17 protein-coding genes are annotated in these 19,290 nt (G+C 39.1%); 3 read left to right on the forward strand and 14 right to left on the reverse strand.

Annotated elements, in window-relative coordinates:
• Positions 1-11: 11 nt before the first annotated feature.
• The 7 genes from rpoB to DV356_RS07080 all read right to left on the reverse strand — a co-directional run bounded on the left by rpoB (position 12) and on the right by DV356_RS07080 (position 10,216).
• On the reverse strand, positions 12-4,043 hold the full coding sequence (gene rpoB / locus DV356_RS07045; RefSeq protein WP_118806733.1) for a DNA-directed RNA polymerase subunit beta: 4,032 nt from the start codon (positions 4,041-4,043) through the stop codon (positions 12-14).
• A 382-nt stretch (positions 4,044-4,425) separates the two neighbouring features.
• Positions 4,426-5,115, reverse strand: a complete 690-nt coding sequence (gene rplA / locus DV356_RS07055) for a 50S ribosomal protein L1 (RefSeq protein WP_005627655.1) — start codon at positions 5,113-5,115, stop codon at positions 4,426-4,428.
• Between the two features lie 4 nt (positions 5,116-5,119).
• Entirely contained in the window at positions 5,120-5,548 is a 429-nt protein-coding gene (gene rplK, locus DV356_RS07060; protein WP_005627653.1) for a 50S ribosomal protein L11, read from the reverse strand.
• A gap of 172 nt (positions 5,549-5,720) precedes the next feature.
• Positions 5,721-6,437, reverse strand: a complete 717-nt coding sequence (gene deoD / locus DV356_RS07065) for a purine-nucleoside phosphorylase (RefSeq protein ID WP_005658023.1) — start codon at positions 6,435-6,437, stop codon at positions 5,721-5,723.
• An 83-nt stretch (positions 6,438-6,520) separates the two neighbouring features.
• Entirely contained in the window at positions 6,521-7,774 is a 1,254-nt protein-coding gene (locus tag DV356_RS07070) for a NupC/NupG family nucleoside CNT transporter (protein ID WP_061725095.1), read from the reverse strand.
• Between the two features lie 100 nt (positions 7,775-7,874).
• Complete coding sequence (locus tag DV356_RS07075; RefSeq protein WP_118806734.1) at positions 7,875-8,663, reverse strand: 4Fe-4S cluster-binding domain-containing protein; 789 nt, start codon at positions 8,661-8,663, stop codon at positions 7,875-7,877.
• 8 nt (positions 8,664-8,671) lie between these two features.
• Positions 8,672-10,216: a YjjI family glycine radical enzyme gene (locus tag DV356_RS07080; RefSeq protein ID WP_005669410.1), complete on the reverse strand. Its 1,545-nt coding sequence runs from the start codon at positions 10,214-10,216 to the stop codon at positions 8,672-8,674.
• 212 nt (positions 10,217-10,428) lie between these two features.
• On the opposite strand from DV356_RS07080, the gene yczE reads away from it, so the two are divergent.
• The gene (gene yczE / locus DV356_RS07085) at positions 10,429-11,085 is read left to right on the forward strand and encodes a membrane protein YczE (RefSeq protein WP_011272097.1); all 657 of its coding nucleotides are present in this window, start codon (positions 10,429-10,431) and stop codon (positions 11,083-11,085) included.
• Here the strand turns inward: yczE and DV356_RS07090 are convergent.
• The 4 genes from DV356_RS07090 to DV356_RS07105 all read right to left on the reverse strand — a co-directional run bounded on the left by DV356_RS07090 (position 11,041) and on the right by DV356_RS07105 (position 15,425).
• The gene (locus tag DV356_RS07090) at positions 11,041-12,081 is read right to left on the reverse strand and encodes a glycosyltransferase family 9 protein (protein WP_032824028.1); all 1,041 of its coding nucleotides are present in this window, start codon (positions 12,079-12,081) and stop codon (positions 11,041-11,043) included. The two genes, yczE and DV356_RS07090, sit on opposite strands and share 45 nt — an antisense overlap.
• 67 nt (positions 12,082-12,148) lie before the next feature.
• Entirely contained in the window at positions 12,149-13,228 is a 1,080-nt protein-coding gene (gene fbaA / locus DV356_RS07095; protein WP_118806735.1) for a class II fructose-bisphosphate aldolase, read from the reverse strand.
• A 110-nt stretch (positions 13,229-13,338) separates the two neighbouring features.
• Positions 13,339-14,499, reverse strand: coding sequence for a phosphoglycerate kinase (pgk, locus tag DV356_RS07100; RefSeq protein ID WP_012055079.1), 1,161 nt, complete (start codon positions 14,497-14,499; stop codon positions 13,339-13,341).
• Positions 14,500-14,594: 95 nt separating this feature from the next.
• On the reverse strand, positions 14,595-15,425 hold the full coding sequence (locus tag DV356_RS07105; protein WP_118806736.1) for a ribonuclease T2 family protein: 831 nt from the start codon (positions 15,423-15,425) through the stop codon (positions 14,595-14,597).
• 77 nt (positions 15,426-15,502) lie between these two features.
• Between DV356_RS07105 and DV356_RS07110 the strand changes: the two genes are divergently transcribed.
• Positions 15,503-15,763, forward strand: coding sequence for a YfhL family 4Fe-4S dicluster ferredoxin (locus tag DV356_RS07110; RefSeq protein WP_005651954.1), 261 nt, complete (start codon positions 15,503-15,505; stop codon positions 15,761-15,763).
• A 141-nt stretch (positions 15,764-15,904) separates the two neighbouring features.
• Here DV356_RS07110 and DV356_RS07115 read toward each other — a convergent pair whose 3' ends face one another.
• The 3 genes from DV356_RS07115 to tsaD are packed head-to-tail and all read right to left on the reverse strand — an operon-like array spanning position 15,905 to position 18,780.
• Positions 15,905-17,125, reverse strand: a complete 1,221-nt coding sequence (locus DV356_RS07115) for an aromatic amino acid transport family protein (RefSeq protein WP_118806737.1) — start codon at positions 17,123-17,125, stop codon at positions 15,905-15,907.
• A 36-nt stretch (positions 17,126-17,161) separates the two neighbouring features.
• A complete protein-coding gene (locus DV356_RS07120) occupies positions 17,162-17,743 on the reverse strand; it encodes a thymidine kinase (protein WP_118806738.1) in 582 nt (193 codons plus the stop codon).
• 8 nt (positions 17,744-17,751) lie between these two features.
• Positions 17,752-18,780: a tRNA (adenosine(37)-N6)-threonylcarbamoyltransferase complex transferase subunit TsaD gene (tsaD, locus tag DV356_RS07125; RefSeq protein ID WP_118806739.1), complete on the reverse strand. Its 1,029-nt coding sequence runs from the start codon at positions 18,778-18,780 to the stop codon at positions 17,752-17,754.
• A gap of 231 nt (positions 18,781-19,011) precedes the next feature.
• On the opposite strand from tsaD, the gene rpsU reads away from it, so the two are divergent.
• Positions 19,012-19,227: a 30S ribosomal protein S21 gene (rpsU, locus tag DV356_RS07130; RefSeq protein WP_005627632.1), complete on the forward strand. Its 216-nt coding sequence runs from the start codon at positions 19,012-19,014 to the stop codon at positions 19,225-19,227.
• Positions 19,228-19,290 lie beyond the last annotated feature (63 nt).

Consider the following 19,290-nt stretch of genomic DNA (forward strand, 5'->3'; position numbering starts at 1 on the left):
CAAGAATGAAATTACTCTTCGTCTAACTCGATATTTAAACCAAGTGAGCGGATTTCTTTCATAATTACGTTGAAAGATTCCGGTGTGCCTGGCTCCATATGTTGGTTGCCACTTACGATATTTTTATACATCTTCGTACGACCATTCACATCATCGGATTTCACAGTTAGCATTTCTTGTAAGGTGTAGGCTGCACCATATGCTTCAAGTGCCCATACCTCCATCTCACCGAAACGCTGACCACCAAATTGTGCCTTACCGCCCAATGGCTGTTGTGTAACAAGGCTATAAGAACCTGTTGAACGAGCGTGCATTTTATCATCAACTAAGTGGTTCAATTTGAGCATGTACATATAACCCACGGTTACTGGACGTTCAAATTTCTCGCCAGTACGACCATCGTAAAGGGTAATTTGACCTGAAGTTGGTAATCCACCAAGTTTTAATAGCTCTTTGATTTCAGCTTCGTCTGCACCATCGAACACTGGCGTTGCAACTGGTAAGCCTTTACGTAAATTTCCCGCTAAACGCAATACTTCTTCATCAGTAAAGGTGCTTAAATCCACTTTTTGTGAACCATTACCTAATAAATCGTATGCTTTTTGGATATAGCTACGTAATTTTTCCACTTCTTGTTTTTGTTTAAGCATTGCATTGATTTGATCACCAATACCTTTTGCCGCTAAACCTAAGTGAGTTTCAAGGATCTGACCGATGTTCATACGAGACGGTACGCCCAGTGGGTTTAATACGATTTCAACCGGCTGACCATTTTCATCGTATGGCATATCTTCAACTGGGTTAATTTTCGAGATAACACCTTTGTTACCGTGACGACCCGCCATTTTATCCCCCGGCTGGATTTGACGTTTCACTGCAAGGTAAACTTTCACAACTTTTAATACGCCCGGTGCAAGATCATCGCCTTTAATGATTTTCTTACGTTTCACTTCAAGTTTATGTTCAAACTCTTTACGAAGTTCTTCGTATTGCTCAGCAAGCTGTTCTAATTGGTTTTGTTTTTCTTCATCTGCAATGGTTTGTTCTAACCATTTAGTGCGATCTAATTTATCTAATTGCGCTGCATCAGCACCACTAGAAATAAGAAGATTACGCACACGAGCAAATAAACCAGCTTCTAAAATCTCTAACTCTTCAGTTAAATCTTTTTTCGCTTCACGAAGTTGCATTTCTTCGATTTCTAATGCACGTTTATCTTTTTCTACGCCGTCACGAGTGAAGACTTGAACATCAATAACCGTACCTGATGTACCATTTGGCACGCGTAATGAAGAATCTTTCACATCGGAAGCTTTTTCCCCAAAGATTGCACGTAACAATTTTTCTTCTGGGGTTAATTGAGTTTCGCCTTTAGGGGTTACTTTACCTACTAAGATGTCGCCACCTTTAACTTCAGCGCCGACATAAACGATACCAGATTCATCAAGTTTACTTAATGCAGACTCCCCTACATTTGGAATATCCGCCGTAATTTCTTCTGAACCTAATTTAGTATCACGCGCAACACAAGATAACTCTTGAATGTGAATTGTAGTAAAACGGTCTTGTTGAACAACACGTTCAGAAACTAACATTGAGTCTTCAAAGTTATAGCCGTTCCAAGGCATGAACGCTACGCGAATATTTTGACCTAATGCAAGTTCCCCTAAATCAGTTGAAGGACCATCTGCTAATACTTCACCACGATTAATTGGATCGCCTAAATTCACACAAGGAATTTGGTTAATACAAGTATTTTGGTTAGAGCGGGTGTATTTAATTAAATTATAAATATCAATACCAGCTTCACCTGCAATGGTCTCATCTTCATTTACTTTAATCACAATACGAGACGCATCAACGTACTGAACGGTACCACCACGTTTTGCAACAACCGCAACACCTGAGTCAAGTGCGATTGGTTTTTCCATACCTGTACCAACTAATGGTTTATCCGCACGTAATGTTGGAACTGCTTGACGTTGCATGTTCGCACCCATCAACGCACGGTTCGCATCGTCATGCTCAAGGAATGGAATTAATGCAGCCGCAACAGATACCACTTGTTGTGTCGAAACATCCATATAGTGAATATCTTCGGGTTTATATAAACCAGATTCACCACGTTCACCACGAGCAGTAACGAAAGCATCAGTAAAACGGTTATTTTCGTCTAAGTTTGAGTTTGCCTGTGCAATGATGTAGTTTGCTTCATCAATTGCAGATAAGTATTCAATTTCTTCAGTAACTTGACCATCAACCACTTTACGATATGGTGTTTCTAAGAAACCATAATCATTAGTACGTGCAAACGCAGAAAGTGAGTTGATCAAACCGATGTTTGGGCCTTCAGGGGTTTCAATCGGACATAAACGACCATAGTGAGTATTATGTACGTCACGCACTTCAAAGCCTGCACGCTCACGCGTTAAACCGCCCGGACCTAATGCAGAAATACGACGTTTGTGTGTCACTTCTGACAATGGGTTGTTTTGATCCATAAATTGCGAAAGCTGTGAAGAACCAAAGAATTCTTTTACTGCCGCAGAAATCGGTTTCGGGTTAATTAAGTCTTGCGGTGTGATTGCATCTAAATCACCTAAAGATAAGCGTTCTTTCACCGCTCTTTCTACACGCACTAAACCAATACGGAATTGGTTTTCCGCCATCTCACCCACGCTACGGATACGACGGTTACCCAAATGGTCAATATCGTCTACTTCGCCACGACCATTACGGATGTCGATCAATTTACGCATTACCGCAATAATATCTTCATTGCTTAAAATACCCGCACCTTCCCCTTCTGGAAAAGCTAAAGAACGGTTGAACTTCATACGACCTACTGTAGATAAATCATAACGTTCTGCAGAGAAGAATAAATTATTGAATAACGCTTCTGAAGATTCTGGTGTTGGTGGCTCGCCCGGACGCATCATACGATAAATTTCGTAAAGCGCACTGGTTTTGTCATAAGTTGGATCGACACGTAGCGTTTCAGAAATATATGGACCGTAATCTAAATCATTAGTAAATAAAGTTTCGATCGTGGTGTAACCAGCTTGTGCTAATTTTGCGAGGGTTTCTAACGAAATTTCGCCATTTGCAGGACAAATAATTTCGCCAGACTCTAAATCAACATAATCTTTCGACGCAACTTTACCTAAAATATATTCAGAAGGCACAACTACTTGTGAGATATTATCTTTTTCTAATGCTTTAATGTGACGAGCAGTGATGCGACGACCACGTTCAACATACACTTTGCCATTTGCTTCAATATCAAAAGAAGCCGTTTCACCACGTAAACGTTCTGGCACTAAAGTCATTAACAATTTATCGCCAGCGATTTCAAAGGTAATTTTATCAAAGAATAAGTTTAAGATTTCTTCAGTGGTGCAGCCTAATGCACGAAGAATGATTGTTGCCGGTAATTTACGACGACGGTCAATGCGCGCAAATAAGTTATCTTTTGGATCGAATTCAAAATCTAACCAAGAACCACGGTAAGGAATAATGCGTGCGTTATAAAGCACTTTACCTGAAGAATGGGTTTTACCTTTGTCAGAATCGAAGAATACGCCCGGACTACGGTGTAATTGTGAAACGATAACACGCTCGGTACCATTAATTACAAAAGTACCGTTATCAGTCATTAATGGGATTTCCCCCATATAAACTTCATTTTCTTTAATATCTTTAACTGCGCGTGAAGAAGATTCTTTATCGTAGCTCACTAAACGTAATTTTACACGTAAGCCTGCTGCATAAGTTGAGCCACGAATTTGGCACTCACGTACATCAAACTCTGGCTCTTCTAAACGATAATCTACATATTGTAATTCTGTATAGCCATTATTGCTTACAATAGGGAATACAGAACGGAATGCCGCTTCTAAACCTTGCTGACCTTCAGGATCTTTTTGAATAAATTTATCAAAAGAATCCAACTGAATGGTTAATAAATAAGGAACATTTAAAACTTGCGGACGTTTACCGAAATCTTTACGAATTCGTTTTTTTTCAGAATAGGAGTAACCCATTGGTTTTCCTCTGCTAACTGTTCAGTGACCTAGCCACAAACTAACTGTGACGTGAATGACCGTTAAAATGACCGCACTCTGAACCTTACTTCTATAGTGGGGTGACAACTCAAATTACATAGAACGACAACTTGAGCAAAACAACGACAAATAACGGTGAATTTGTCATTGTGTGGATGTGCTTTCTATCAAAAACACGGTTAAATTAAGCAATAAAAGGTCAAAATTGATTAAAAATCAATCTAAATCTTTGCTAATTTCAAGGCGGTAAATTTTAAATGAATGCAGCTTTCTCGTCAAGTTGAAAAATTATGTAGAAATTTTATGAAATAAAAAACCGCACTTTCAAAAAGTGCGGTTTAAAATCTATCAATTCTTTAAATTATAAAGAAGTTTGATCAACAGCAACACCTGCACCCATAGTGGTAGAGATGCTTACTTTCTTGATGAAAATACCTTTAGCAGTAGTTGGTTTTGCTTTATTTAAAGCAGCCAATAATGCTTGAAGATTTTCTTTTAATTGAACTTCAGAGAAGTTTGCTTTACCGATAGTGGTGTGGATGATACCGTTTTTATCATTACGATAACGGATCTGACCAGATTTAGCATTTTTAACTGCTTCAGCAACGTTTGGTGTTACAGTACCAACTTTAGGGTTTGGCATTAAACCGCGTGGGCCTAATACTTGACCTAATTGACCAACAACACGCATTGCATCAGGAGAAGCGATAACAACATCAAAGTTCATTTCGCCTTTTTTGATTTGCTCTGCTAAATCTTCCATACCTACTAAATCAGCACCAGCTTCTTTAGCTGCATCTGCGTTAGCACCTTGAGTGAACACAGCTACACGTACTTCACGACCAGTACCGTGTGGTAATACAGTTGCACCACGAACGTTTTGGTCAGATTTACGAGGATCGATACCTAAGTTTACTGCAACATCAACACTTTCAACGAATTTAGCGGTTGCGAATTGTTTTAATACCGCGATTGCTTCGTTGATTTCATATGCTTTAGTAGAATCTACGCCAGCTTTGATTGCTTTCATTTTTTTAGTCAATTTAGCCATCGTATTATTCCTCCACCACTAAGCCCATTGAACGAGCAGTACCAGCGATTGATTTCATTTTGGTTTCGATAGACGCGCCAGTCATATCTGCTGCTTTAGTTTCAGCGATTTGACGAACTTGATCTAAAGTTACTTTACCCACTTTATCTTTGTTCGGTTTACCAGAACCAGATTTGATACCTGCAGCTTTTTTCAATAATACTGCTGCTGGTGGAGTTTTAGTGACGAAAGTAAATGAACGGTCTGCATATACAGTGATAACAACTGGAATTGGTAAACCTTTTTCTAAGCTCTCAGTACGAGCGTTGAATGCTTTACAGAATTCCATAATGTTCACACCTTGCTGACCTAATGCAGGACCAACTGGTGGTGATGGGTTAGCCATACCAGCTGCAACTTGCAACTTAACATAGGCTTGGACTTTTTTTGCCATTTTAGTTTTCCTCTAATTGGGTAATAACGCTATTAAATAGCTCCCCGATAATTTTTAGTGCAAAATTCATTGCACCACACAAAAATATGAGCCCTGAACGGCTCATAATGGGCGCGGATTATATTAAAAGTGCGGTTGTTTTTCAAGCACTTCTTAAATCCGCTAGAAGATATTATTGCGCATCACCAATTAATACTGAATCTAACGCAATTTCAATCATATCATTGAATGTTAATTGACGTTCTTCTGCCGTGGTTTGTTCGTGAGTACGAATATGGTCAGACACGGTACAAATCGTTAATGCTTTTGCACCATATTCTGCAGCCACACCATAAATTCCAGCAGCTTCCATTTCCACACCTAAAATGCCGTATTTTTCCATTACATCGAACATTTCAACATCGGGTGTATAGAATAAATCCGCCGAGAATAAGTTACCGACACGAACGGCTTTGCCTTTTGCTTTTGCAGCTTGAACAGCAGCTTGTGCCATATCGAAGTCAGCAATAGCTGCAAAGTCGTTATCTTTGAAACGAATACGGTTTACTTTCGAATCAGTACATGCACCTAAACCGATAATCACATCGCGCACTTTTACGTCCATACGAACAGCACCACAAGAACCTACACGGATGATTTTTTTCACGCCATATTCAGTGATTAATTCTTTCGCGTAAATAGAGCAAGATGGGATCCCCATTCCGTGTCCCATAATAGAAATTTTACGACCTTTGTAAGTTCCAGTAAAACCAAGCATATTACGAACATTCGTTACTTCAACTACATCTTGTAAAAAAGTTTCTGCAATGTATTTTGCACGAAGTGGATCGCCAGGCATTAAAACAACATCAGCAAATGCACCTTCAGGCGCGTTAATATGTGGAGTCATAATTTTTCCTTAATTTTTGATAATGAATAAAAATGAATAAAGTGCGGTCATTTTTACCGCACTTTTTAATTGATTAAGATAAATTAAAGTGCTGCAGCACCTAAGCCGATAAATAAACCAGCAATAGTTGCACTCATTAAGTTAGCGAGAGTACCAGCGATAACGGCTTTGATACCTAAACGAGCAACATCACTACGACGGCTTGGAGCCATACCACCTAAACCACCGATTAAGATTGCAATTGAGCTGAAGTTAGCAAAACCACAAAGCGCGAAAGTAATAATAGCTTTGGTTTTTTCAGTTAATACAATCGCAGAATCTGGTTGTAAGTATTTTGCAAATTCAAGATAACCCACAAATTCATTAACCGCTAATTTCATCCCGATCATTTGTCCTGCGATACCTGCTTCAGCACCATCTGTTACACCGATTAAGTATGCTAATGGCTTGAAAATTAAACCAAAGATAGATTGTAAAGTTAAGTCGCCGTAGCCAAACCAGCCACCAACGCCACTTAAAATACCATTAATTAATGCAATTAAACCAACAAATGCGATTAACATTGCACCTACGTTTAATGCAAGTTGCATACCTGCAATCGCACCGCCCGCCATTGCTTCAAGTACGTTAGTTGGTTTTTCTGAATCATTGTCTTCTGGTTGTTTATCTGTGAATTGTTCAGTTTGTGGGAACATTAATTTCGCAAATAATAAACCTGCTGGCGCTGCCATAAATGATGCTGCGATTAAGTATGTCAATGGCACGCCCATTCCTGCGTAACCCGCCATTACTGAACCCGCAATAGAGGCTGTTCCACCTACCATAATGGCAAATAATTCAGATTGGGTCATATTTTTAATGTAAGGGCGAACAACTAATGGTGCTTCAGTTTGACCAACAAAAATATTCGCAGCCGCTGACATTGATTCTGCTTTTGACGTACCCAATGCTTTTTGCAATGCACCACCTAATACTTTAATCACGACTTGCATAATGCCGAGATAGTAAAGCACAGAAATTAAGCCAGAGAAGAACACGATAATCGGTAATACTTTCACTGCAAAAATGAAACCAGATGGTTTACTTGGATCTGCCAATCCGCCGAAAACGAAATTAATCCCGTCGTTACCATAGGCAATAACGTTAGATACCATATCCGCAGCGGCACCCAACGCCTGTTTACCTGCTGGCACATATAAAATAAGGGCGGCAAATCCTACTTGGATTGCTAACGCCCCCATTACGGTTCGAATACTAATCGCTTTACGATTATTGGACAGTAACACGGCAATAGCGATTAATACGACCATTCCCAAAATGCTGCTTAACACACTCATTTTTGATTCCCCTAGATTAGTTAAGTTAATAAAATTCGGCTTATTCTACTTGTTTTCTTATGAAAAGTCGGAGAATTTTCACCGCACTTTTTGTAAACGTCTATAAAATAGTCAAAACCTTGTTAATTCCACATTGACGTGCATAAGCAGCTAGGGCATTAGTTTCTTCCACACTTGGAATATATGCTGATAACCCTGATTCATCACGCGCACCTTTACTATGCACACGGATAATTTTTAATGCCACGTCTGGATAATTTCGTAGTAGTTGAGCAGCTTTGCTCACTAAATGTTCTGCATCAAAAAAATGCTTTAAAAAAACCAACCGCACTTCTTCCACTTTATTTAATGGCAATAAGGTAGCTAAATTTTGCAAATTCCGCTCCAGTTTGTCGTTTTTTATATGTAAACGTTCTGGCATCACTTGCTGTGGTACGATTCCTGCTTGATTTTTCCGATCGAAACAAAGTGTTTGCAAGCCAACCCCCTCTCCTTTCAGATCGAATAAAAATTTGTCAGTAACATCAATTAACGAACGAATGCGATCAAATTCAAAAAAGCCACTACTATCCAAATAACAAGTCAATCCTTTTGAACGTAAAGCCTTAAAGAGTGGCACAAGTTTTTTGTGATGAATAGTGGGTTCTCCACCAGAAACCGTTACACCGCGAATAAATGGAACTGCCTCCATAACCTGTTCATACAAATACTGCAAACTGACCAATTTCGCACTTTCCGTATAACGAGGTATGGTTTCCGGATTATGGCAATACAAGCAATTTAGCTTGCAACCTTGCAGAAAAATACTCGAACGATTGCCTTGTCCCTCTACATTTGAAAAAGGAATAATCCGATGCAACGGCACAAAAATCTCAGAAAGTGCGGTCATTTTTCCAATTATTTTTCAGCGGTGATATCTTTTTCATCGCGTAATTGGCGATCAAACACGTTGGCACATTCATCCGTACCCGAGCCATACCAAGTTGTATCGCGTAATGCAACTTCGCCTTTACGGTATTTTTCAACTTCGCTTTTCTTCACTAAATAACCTGTAACTCGAATTAAATCCGTGTTTTTCAAATAGGTGGTAATGTAGCGATAGCCTAAGGAAAATGCACCATCAATAATATCCACCACTGCATCACAGTGATCTACATAGGTTTGATCAAAAGCAAATAAATCCCCTGTACCAGATGGGAAATATTTATGGAAAGGTGCAGATTGTTTCAAATGCGCAAGTAAAGTTGGTTCTTCGCCTACACGAATACGGTGAGCCGGTGCGTTGCGTTTGTCTTCTTCGTGGTTACTTGCGCCCACTTGTGCGTGTAATAAATAACGATTGCCAGTACGTTCGGCATAAACTCCTTCGTGCGCATCAGTGATTTCTTTCAATTTATCCATAATCGCAGTGGCAATTTCATCGCCACGAACGCTCTTACCAAAGGTTTCATTTAAGCCTTCACATTGCAATAAGTGATTTGTGGCATCAGCCAAGCCCACAATCGCAAACATTCCTGTAAAATTAGTGCGTTTGATAAAGCCCTCTTTTTCGAGGAATGAACTGTTAAAGAAATTACTTTCTTCCACTACAAATTTGTGGCGTTTATCCATGGTTGAAAGAGCACATTTCGCCACACGCGGTAATAATTCATTCAGCATTTCATCCGCACTTTTACAGGTGCGAGCAATTGTCCCTAGACGTAAACGCGTTAAGGTGTAGGCACCGCCACATTCAGGCAGTGCGTTATAGCAACTTGCTACACCGTATTCTTCGCCTAGATCGGAAATATAGTAAGCATCGTTTGCAAAAGATGGTTTAGAAACCAACAAACAGGCTTTTGCTGCAAGTTCAGCAAACTCACGGCTTGTTTTCGATTTGTCATAACGAATAGTCATATTCGGTGTTGGTGCTTCAAGCTCAATCACGGCGCGTAAAATCAAGCGACCTGCTTTCGTATCATAAGGCCCAATATTGGCATGACAGAATGAATCTGGCACAGTTTTATCAATATGATTTAAGAAACGTTTAATTTTTATGTAATCTTTTTCTTCATCAGTAATGAACGGTTCGAGCAACACATCAAGACGCCCAATATAAACAGGATAAGTCGTAATGGATGGCACGTGGGAGTAAAGAATCAATAATCCATCAAGTGCCTCATCAAGATCTTTTGGAGGCGGCAACTCTAAAAATTCGCAGCCCTTTTGGATATACACATTGTAGTCAGGCAGGATATAACGAGGACGATAAATCGCGTAACCTTCACATAAATCACAAATCATTTGATTCTGTAAAAAGCCCCATTCTTCATCGGTATAACCAAGCAAATCGCGAGGATCAAATAAACGCTCGGCAATATTGCCTAATGTCATTAATTTTTGATGATAAGTCAGATTATTGGCTTTAACCGTATCGAGAATATCTTGAAGTGAAGCTAACATAACGTCCCCTTTGAAAATGGTTTTGTATTGTACGCAATGGTAACAAAATAGACAATTTTGAAAACGTGAGGAAGATCACAGTTTTAGAAAATAAACATTATGCAAACGGTTACTCAAAATAAATATGTTTTTGATATAAATGAACTGACAAAATTATTTCTGTTTTTGCATCTTTCCTTTTATGATAAAACGGAATATAAAAGGTAATAAATATGAAGAAAAAAGTACGCGTTATACCTCGCACATCTTGGGCTGCCACATCATTATGGACCGCGCAATATAAAACCATTTCAATCTTACTTTTTGCTCTTTCTATTTTAGGTATTGGAGATGGGCTTATTGTATTATCAGGTTTAGGATCGACACCTTGGACTGTACTTTCACAAGGTATAGCAATACAGACAAATTTTGATATTGGCTGGTCATCTTTTTTAATTAGTTGCGCAGTAATGTTGGTATGGAAACCTCTCAAATTACGCCTTGGGCTTGGGACATTATTAAATATTATCGTTATTGCTCTATTTCTAGGGATCACAACAAAAATACTGACGCCGCCAACCGCACTTTTTTCACGAATGATCTTCTGTCTGATCGGTATATTACTCTATGGTTTTGGAACTGCCTTATATCTCACTTGTCACTTAGGTGCGGGCCCTCGAGACGGATTAATGGTTGGTATTTGCCAACGTTTTCATTTAAGCATCAACGTGGTACGCTCAAGCCTTGAGATCTCGGTTTGTTTACTTGGTTTTTTACTTGGTGGTGTCGTTGGCTTGGGTACTGTCCTTTTCGCCACCAGCATAGGCAGCGTTGTTCAATTCTTCTTAAATATTATTGCTCGTTTGCCACATATTCCGTATGAAAAGTGATATTTCAGCTAACGCATTGTCTATTGAAATTAACTCTAAATTCATTTGAGTCTCTTTTCCCGCAGGTGGGCAAAAGGCAAGATGCTTATCGACATCATTAATGGGTTTCCAACGTCTCGGCTGAGAAGAACGACTATTTGGATAAAACCCGATAGTCGGAATATTAAACGCACTGCTCAAATGCAATGGCCCAGTAGATCCCGCAATAAATAAATCTGCACAAGCCAAAGAATGAGCAAAATCCACTAAACCTTTATTCTTATCGTAAATGACTATGCGTGAATCATTCACAAGATTTGCTAATTCATAGGCTTTTTCACTTTCGCCAGGCCCTGCAGTCAGCACAACATTGCAATCAAACTCAGCCAATAAGCCTTTAATTAAATCCGCATATTGCGCTAAAGAAAGATTCGTAGCTGAACCACCAGAACCACTATGCACAAAGATCCATTTTTTATTTGCGGAAAGCCCTAAACTCTCTTGTAAAAAAACGCGCTGATTTTCTACCGCACTTTTCTCAAAGGTTAAATAAGGCGGTTTAGGTTCAACAACTGGCATATTATGCTTTTGCAAAAAAGCCCGAACTAAATCTTGATTGTATTCCGCTTCTGATTTTTCAGAACGAGAACGGCGTTGTGTTAGACGATGATTATAAAGAATTTGAACCCATTTAGTCGCAGGTGCAAGGCGATATTTAATTCCACTTTTCCAAGCGAGTTTTCCATTATGGGTATTAGAAAAGAAACTAATCATTCCATCAAACTGCTGCGTTTTGATTTCCTGCACAAGACGTTTGAAATCCGTTTTGTCATTTTTTTTGCTATCAATAATAACATCATCAATAAATGGACAAATTTCCGCTAAAGGCGCAGTGTAATTCGGCACAAGTGCGGTTAATTTTAGCTCTGAATTTGAGGCTTTCAACATTGCAAAAGCAGGCCATGCTTGCATAAAATCGCCTAATTTATCGTTACGAATAACTAAAATCTTTTCCATAATTTCTCCGCTAAAATAAAAAAACCGCACTTGAAAGTGCGGTCGTATTTTATGTTATTTTTGTGGATTATAAAACATCAACACAATTTAAGTCTTCGAAAGATTGCTCTAAGCGTTTAGACATAGATTCTTCCATTTTACGTAACCAAACACGTGGGTCGTAGTATTTTTTGTTTGGTGCATCTGGGCCTTCAGGGTTACCTAATTGATCTTGAAGATATGCTTCATTTGCTTTGTAGAAGTTCAAAATACCATTCCAAGATGCCCATTGAGTATCGGTATCAATGTTCATTTTGATTGCACCGTAGCCAATTGCTTCGCGGATTTCTTCGCGGCTAGAACCTGAACCACCGTGGAATACGAAATTAATTGGTTTTGCAGGAAGATTGCGTTCTTTAGAAACGAACTCTTGTGATTCACCTAAAATAGATGGTTTTAATTTTACATTACCTGGTTTGTAAACACCGTGTACGTTACCGAATGCAGCAGCAACGGTAAAGTTAGGGCTTACTGGATGCAATTGATCGTAAACATAAAGCACATCAGAAGGTTGTGTATATAAACGTGATTCATCAACATCAGAGTTATCTACGCCGTCTTCTTCGCCACCAGTAATGCCGATTTCGATTTCAAGAGTCATCCCCATTTTATCCATACGAGCAAGATATTCACGGCAGATTGCCATATTTTCTTCCATTGGCTCTTCAGATAAATCAATCATATGTGAAGAGAAAAGTGGACGACCCGTTTCAGCAAAATGTTTTTCGCCTGCATCTAATAAACCGTCGATCCAAGGTAATAATTTTTTCGCTGCGTGATCAGTATGAAGAATAACAGGCACACCGTATTCTTTCGCTAAAGTATGAACCTGTTTCGCTCCAGCAATCGCCCCTAAAACATCTGGACGAGTACCACTCGTTGGTTTGATACCTTTACCTGCGTAGAACGCTGCGCCACCATTTGAAAATTGGATAATCACTGGTGCTTTTACGCGTGCAGCAGTTTCTAACACGGCATTAACGGAGTCAGAACCCACACAGTTTACGGCAGGAATAGCAAAGTTATGCTCTTTAGCATAAGCAAAAACTTTTTGCACATCTTCGCCTGTTATAACACCGGGTTTCACGATATCTAATAATTTAGCCATACTTGTGTTTCCTTTTTATGTTTAGCGGGATAAGCCCACAATTTGAAGAATTTGTATTGATGATGGCATTTTTGATGCCACCATCAATATGTTATAGAGGAAAAGTGCGGTTAGTTTTTCGCACGTTTTTCAAGAATTTCTACTGCAGGTAATACTTTGCCTTCTACAAACTCTAAGAATGCACCACCACCCGTTGAAATGTAAGAAATCTTATCAGCAATACCAAATAAATCGATAGCCGCTAAGGTATCGCCGCCACCAGCAATAGAGAATGCATCGCTGTTTGCAATGGCGTGAGAAATGATTTCAGTCCCTTTACGGAAGTGAGGGAACTCAAACACACCAACTGGGCCATTCCACAAAACGGTTTTTGCATTTTTGATAATTTCAGCCAATTGTTCTGCTGATTTATCGCCAATATCAAAAATAGATTCATCATCTTTCACTTCATTTACCGCTTTTTCTGTTGCTGTTGCCGTTTCAGAGAACTCTAAACCTACACGCACATCAACTGGAACTGGAATATCTGTATTTGCGGCTAATTCTTTCGCAACTGGAATTAAATCAGCTTCATATAAAGATTTACCTACATTGTGACCAGCTGCCGCGATGAAAGTATTTGCAATACCACCGCCCACAATAATTTGGTCAGCGATTTTTGAAAGAGAATTTAATACTTCTAATTTAGTGGAAACTTTAGAACCACCAACAATAGCCACCATTGGACGAGCAGGTTCTTTTAATGCTTTACCTAATGCATCTAACTCAGCCGCTAATAATGGGCCTGCACAAGCGATTGGCGCAAATTCTGCAACGCCATAAGTTGATGCTTGCGCGCGGTGAGCTGTACCAAAAGCATCCATTACAAATACATCGCAAAGTGCGGCATATTTTTTACCTAATTCTGGATCATTTTTCTTTTCGCCTTTGTTTACGCGTACGTTTTCTAAAACAACGATTTCGCCATCTTTAACATCCACACCATTTAAATAATCTTGTTCTAAACGCACATTAAAGCCTGCGTTTTTTAAGTAATCAACAACTGGTTGTAAAGAATCTTCTGGTTTGAATTCTCCTTCAGTTGGACGACCTAAGTGAGAAGTTACCATCACTTTCGCGCCTTTTTCTAAGGCTAATTTTAAAGTAGGAATGGTCGCACGAATACGCGCATCTGAGGTCACTTTGCCATCTTTTACTGGCACATTAAGATCTGCACGGATAAATACACGTTTACCCGCTAAATCTAAATCGGTCATTTTGATTACTGACATAATCTATCCTCTTGTTAAGTTAAAATTAAAATTGAAAACTTTTCGTATTATACCTACTTCGTGCTAGGTTGTAACGATTTAGATCAAAGAAATTCTTATTTGCTTTGGCAATTCATTACCTGCCATTTTTTATCATAACAAATAAATAATTCATTTCGACTAGCCCTCAAATACGCATTTTTTAATTGTGGATTATGTTGCTTCATCCAACCAAAAAGTTCATCTCTACTTAATTTTTGATTCGGTAATTTTAATGCGTTAAATAATTCCTGCTCCTTAGCAAAATATTGCTGGGCAGAATCAAAGGCGCAACTACCGTGTTTTTCCCATTCGCCTTGCAATAATTTCTCGCCCGGAGAAATCGCCAAATATTGTGCTAATAAACCTTTTGGCAAGGCGGGTAAATCGCCTTTACAAAAACGAGGATGATCTGAAACAGTGCGAGCATTTGCATTTTGAGGCCATAGCCCATGTACAACCCAACCAAAAGTGCGGTTATTTCCACATTGATATTGAGAGGAATAAGGCAACTGATCGCCATATTTTTCACGCTGAATATCACAAAATCCAGGCGACCAAGACAATGCCAACATATAATAATCGACAGGTGCCTTTGCGTTTTGCCCAATATGATCATTGCGCATAATCACATCATAGTTTGCAAAAACATCTGGATTTTTTACCGCACTTTTTTCAATATCCGTCCGCTTTGTCTCAAATTGAGGCTCGAATTTAGGTTCAAATTTAGGTTCAAATTTAGGTTCAAATTTAGGCTCAAATTTAGGCTCAGATACTTTTGTTTGCTTCGTCTGCTCAATTACGGGCGAAGATGATTGATGTTTAGTTTTGGCTGTATCGGTAAAATATTGCCAAATTGCTAATATAACGAGAACAATAAGAGAAAGAATGGAAGTAAGTTTTTTCATAAATTTTGTTTAGTTTTTGTCAATCAGGTTTTTGTCGGCTATAATTCGCCGCTTTCAACTTTCTATTAAGGATCACAATGGCATTATTCATCACTAGCAAATGTACCAACTGCGATATGTGCTTGCCTGAATGCCCAAACGAAGCCATTTCCATTGGCGATGAAATTTATGTGATCGATCCTATACTTTGTACGGAATGTGTCGGTCATTACGACACCCCAACCTGCCAAAAAGTTTGCCCAATCACTAACTGTATTAAGCCCGATCCTGAACATCAAGAAACCGAAGAACAGCTTTGGGAACGCTTTGTAATGATTCATCATTCGGATAAATTGTAATTTTTAAAGCAACTGAAATATGACTTATTATCTTCTAAAAGAGTGCGGTTAATTTTGAGCTTATTTTTATTATCAAAAAACGAAATTTTTCACCGCACTTTTATCTATAAAAAGAACTATATTGAGTTACTTTTCTTCACATTACCCCGCCACCACTGGTAAATATCCCCATTGAATTAAAAATGGAATGAGCATAATCACGACGCCAATTAATAACGCAAACACCAAAGCAAAATTACCGCCAGAAACACGATATGGCAATGTTGGATTTTCAATACGTGTACGCCATGCCAAGCTAATTGGTAAAATTAAGCAATAGAACGCACACAATAAACCTGCGTAACTTAATGCTGTAATAAATCCTTCAGGATAAAATAATGCAAATACAAGTGGCGGTAAAAATGCGGCTACAGTTAATACAAAGCGATTATTTGGCAAATGATAGCGTTTGAATAAATCACCTAAGCCTTCAAATACCCCAAGCATTACGCCTAAGAATGAAGTAATTAAGGCGAGTGATGAGAACACGCGCACCACTTCCCCCATAAAATGAGAACCTGTAATTTCACGTGTTGCATTCACTAAGCCATTTAGCGTTGGGTCAGCTTGTAAAATACGCACAAATTCACTTTGACTTAATACACCATGAGTTGCTAACTGCCATACAAGATAAGCAGCTAATGGAATCGCAGTACCAATCAAAATGGCACGACGAAATTTATCAACACTTCCACCTAAGTAGCTATTCACACTCGCCATAATAACGTGGAAACCGAAAGAAGTAAAAAATATTGGTGCCGCAGAAACCACAAAAGCATAATCCAAAGGCAATGCCATTAAATTATCTGTTGCCACTTTGGGAAGCATCATAAACAGCACAAAAGCAAAGGCGATTAACTTACCAATAAATAACACGCGAGTTAAGCCATCCACGCCTTTCGTTCCTACAACGACAAAAGAACCTAATACAACAGTAAAAATAATAATCGCCGTTTTAAGTGGCATCGCTTCCATTCCAAAAGCCGTTGGCAAGCCTGAAAGTAAAGATCCACCACCAGTAATATAAGCGGCTGAAAGTGCATAAAGTAAAACTAACAAACTCAACGTTGCTAAAATTCGCCCAGGAACCCCAAAATATTTTTCAGCGAGCGTGGCGACACCATCATCCAACTGATCCGCTGTTTGATACACTTCTACAAACAACAATCCGCTGTAAACCAACAAAGCCCACAAGCCAACGAGCAATAACAGGGTATAACCAAAGCCCATACCTGCTGATGTAAGTGGCATAGCAAGCATACCTGCTCCAATGGTTGTGCCTGCAATAATCAGCGCACTCCCAAAAGTTTTGTTTTTTAGCATAAAATTGTCCTTATAATGTTGTGTTTAAAAACTAATTTAAATTTGACCGCACTTTTCTTTATAGTGTAAACGGCAAACAGAAAGATAAGAATCATTGCCTCCAATTTGAATTTGCGCGCCTTCTTTAATGACCTCGCCCTGATCATTTAAACGCAAAACAAAATTAGCCTTGCGGCCACAATAACAAATTGTTTTTAATTCTTCGAGTTGATCCGCCCAAGCCAGTAAATATTTACTTCCTTCAAAAAGTTCCGCTTGGAAATCTGTACGCAAGCCATAACAAAGCACAGGGATTTTGAGTTTATCAACAACATCACTCAACTGGTAAACTTGTTGTTTGCTAAGAAATTGAGCTTCATCCACCAACACGCAATGCACTTTTTCTTTTTTTAAGTGTTCATTGATTTCATTAAACAGATTGGTTTCCGAGCGAAATAAAAAGGCATCTTGCGAAATGCCAATACGCGATGTGACTTTTCCCACGCCAAAACGATCATCAATCGCAGCCGTATAAACTAATGTGTTCATATCACGCTCACGATAGTTATAGGAAGATTGTAGCAACGTCGTTGATTTTCCAGCGTTCATTGTGGAGTAATAGAAGTAGAGTTTTGCCATTTTTCCTCCTAAATTGCCGGTAATTCCGCCATTGCCCAACGAGGTTTAACATCAATAGCCAGATCGCTATGCAGACCTTGTTTTAAACGTAAAAAACCTGTGTAAGCAATCATCGCACCATTATCTGTACAAAATTGAGGTTGAGGATAAAACACTTCGCCACCTAAATTTTGCATTAAGTGTACAAGCGTTTCTCGGAGTTTTTTATTTGCGCTCACCCCTCCCGCAATCACTAAACGTTTATAGCCTGTTTCTTTCAATGCACGCTTACATTTAATGGCAAGAGTATCCACCACCGCATCTTGGAAAGCATAAGCAATATCTGCTTTAGTTTGCTCTATCAGTTCGCCCTCGTTTTTAATTGCTTGATTAACTGTATTCGCGGCAAATGTTTTTAAACCAGAAAAACTAAAATCAAGGCCTGCACGATCTGCCATTGGACGTGGAAATGTGAAACGATTTGGCGTACCTTTTTCCGCTAAACGAGAAAGTGCCGCGCCACCCGGATAATCTAATCCAAGTAATTTTGCTGTTTTATCAAAGGCTTCGCCAGCAGCATCATCAATAGATTCTCCTATCACTTCATATTTTCCTACACCATCGACACGCACTAATTGAGTGTGGCCACCCGATACCAACAGAGCAACAAAAGGAAAGTGCGGTGAATTTTCATCAAGCATTGGCGCAAGTAAATGCCCTTCCATATGATGAACGCCAATCGCAGGAACATTCCAAGCATAGGCTAAAGAACGTGCAATCGTAGCACCAACAAGCAATGCGCCAACAAGCCCAGGACCACTCGTGTAAGCAACGCCATCAATATCGCTCGCGGTTAAATTGGCTTCCTCTAATGCCGCTTTAATAAGAGGCGCTGTTTTCCGAATATGATCACGTGATGCTAATTCAGGAACCACACCACCATAATCTGCATGCAGGGCAATTTGAGTATAAAGTTGATTAGCAATTAACCCTTTTTCTTCATCATAAATCGCCACGCCCGTTTCATCACAGGAAGTTTCAATGCCTAAGATTTTCATTGATTTTCTTAATTTATTACCTAAAATGTTGCGCGATTTTACCCTGTTTAAGCGGTTTTAACCAGTTGAAACCACAAATATTAAGGTTAATTGGCATTCTATCCTTTACTTTTTCCCTAAAAATAGATTAGAATTGCGTCCTTTATTAAATTTGTCATTTACACACAGGTGCTTTGGCAAAAATAAAATTTTAAATTGCAATTAAATTAAACTCATTGAGGTGATTGGCTTATGCCTGTAATTAAAGTACGTGAAAACGAATCATTTGACGTAGCTTTACGTCGTTTCAAACGCTCTTGCGAAAAAGCGGGAATCTTAGCTGAAGTACGCGCTCGCGAATTTTACGAAAAACCAACTACAATTCGTAAACGTGAAAATGCAACACTTGCAAAACGTCACGCAAAACGCAACGCTCGCGAAAACGCGCGCAATACCCGTTTATACTAATTTATAGTATTTTCTGACTCGAGTTAAGACAAACCGTGAATCCTTTGGACTCACGGTTTTGTT

Source organism: Haemophilus influenzae (genome assembly GCF_003494325.1).
Taxonomy (GTDB): domain Bacteria; phylum Pseudomonadota; class Gammaproteobacteria; order Enterobacterales; family Pasteurellaceae; genus Haemophilus; species Haemophilus influenzae_I.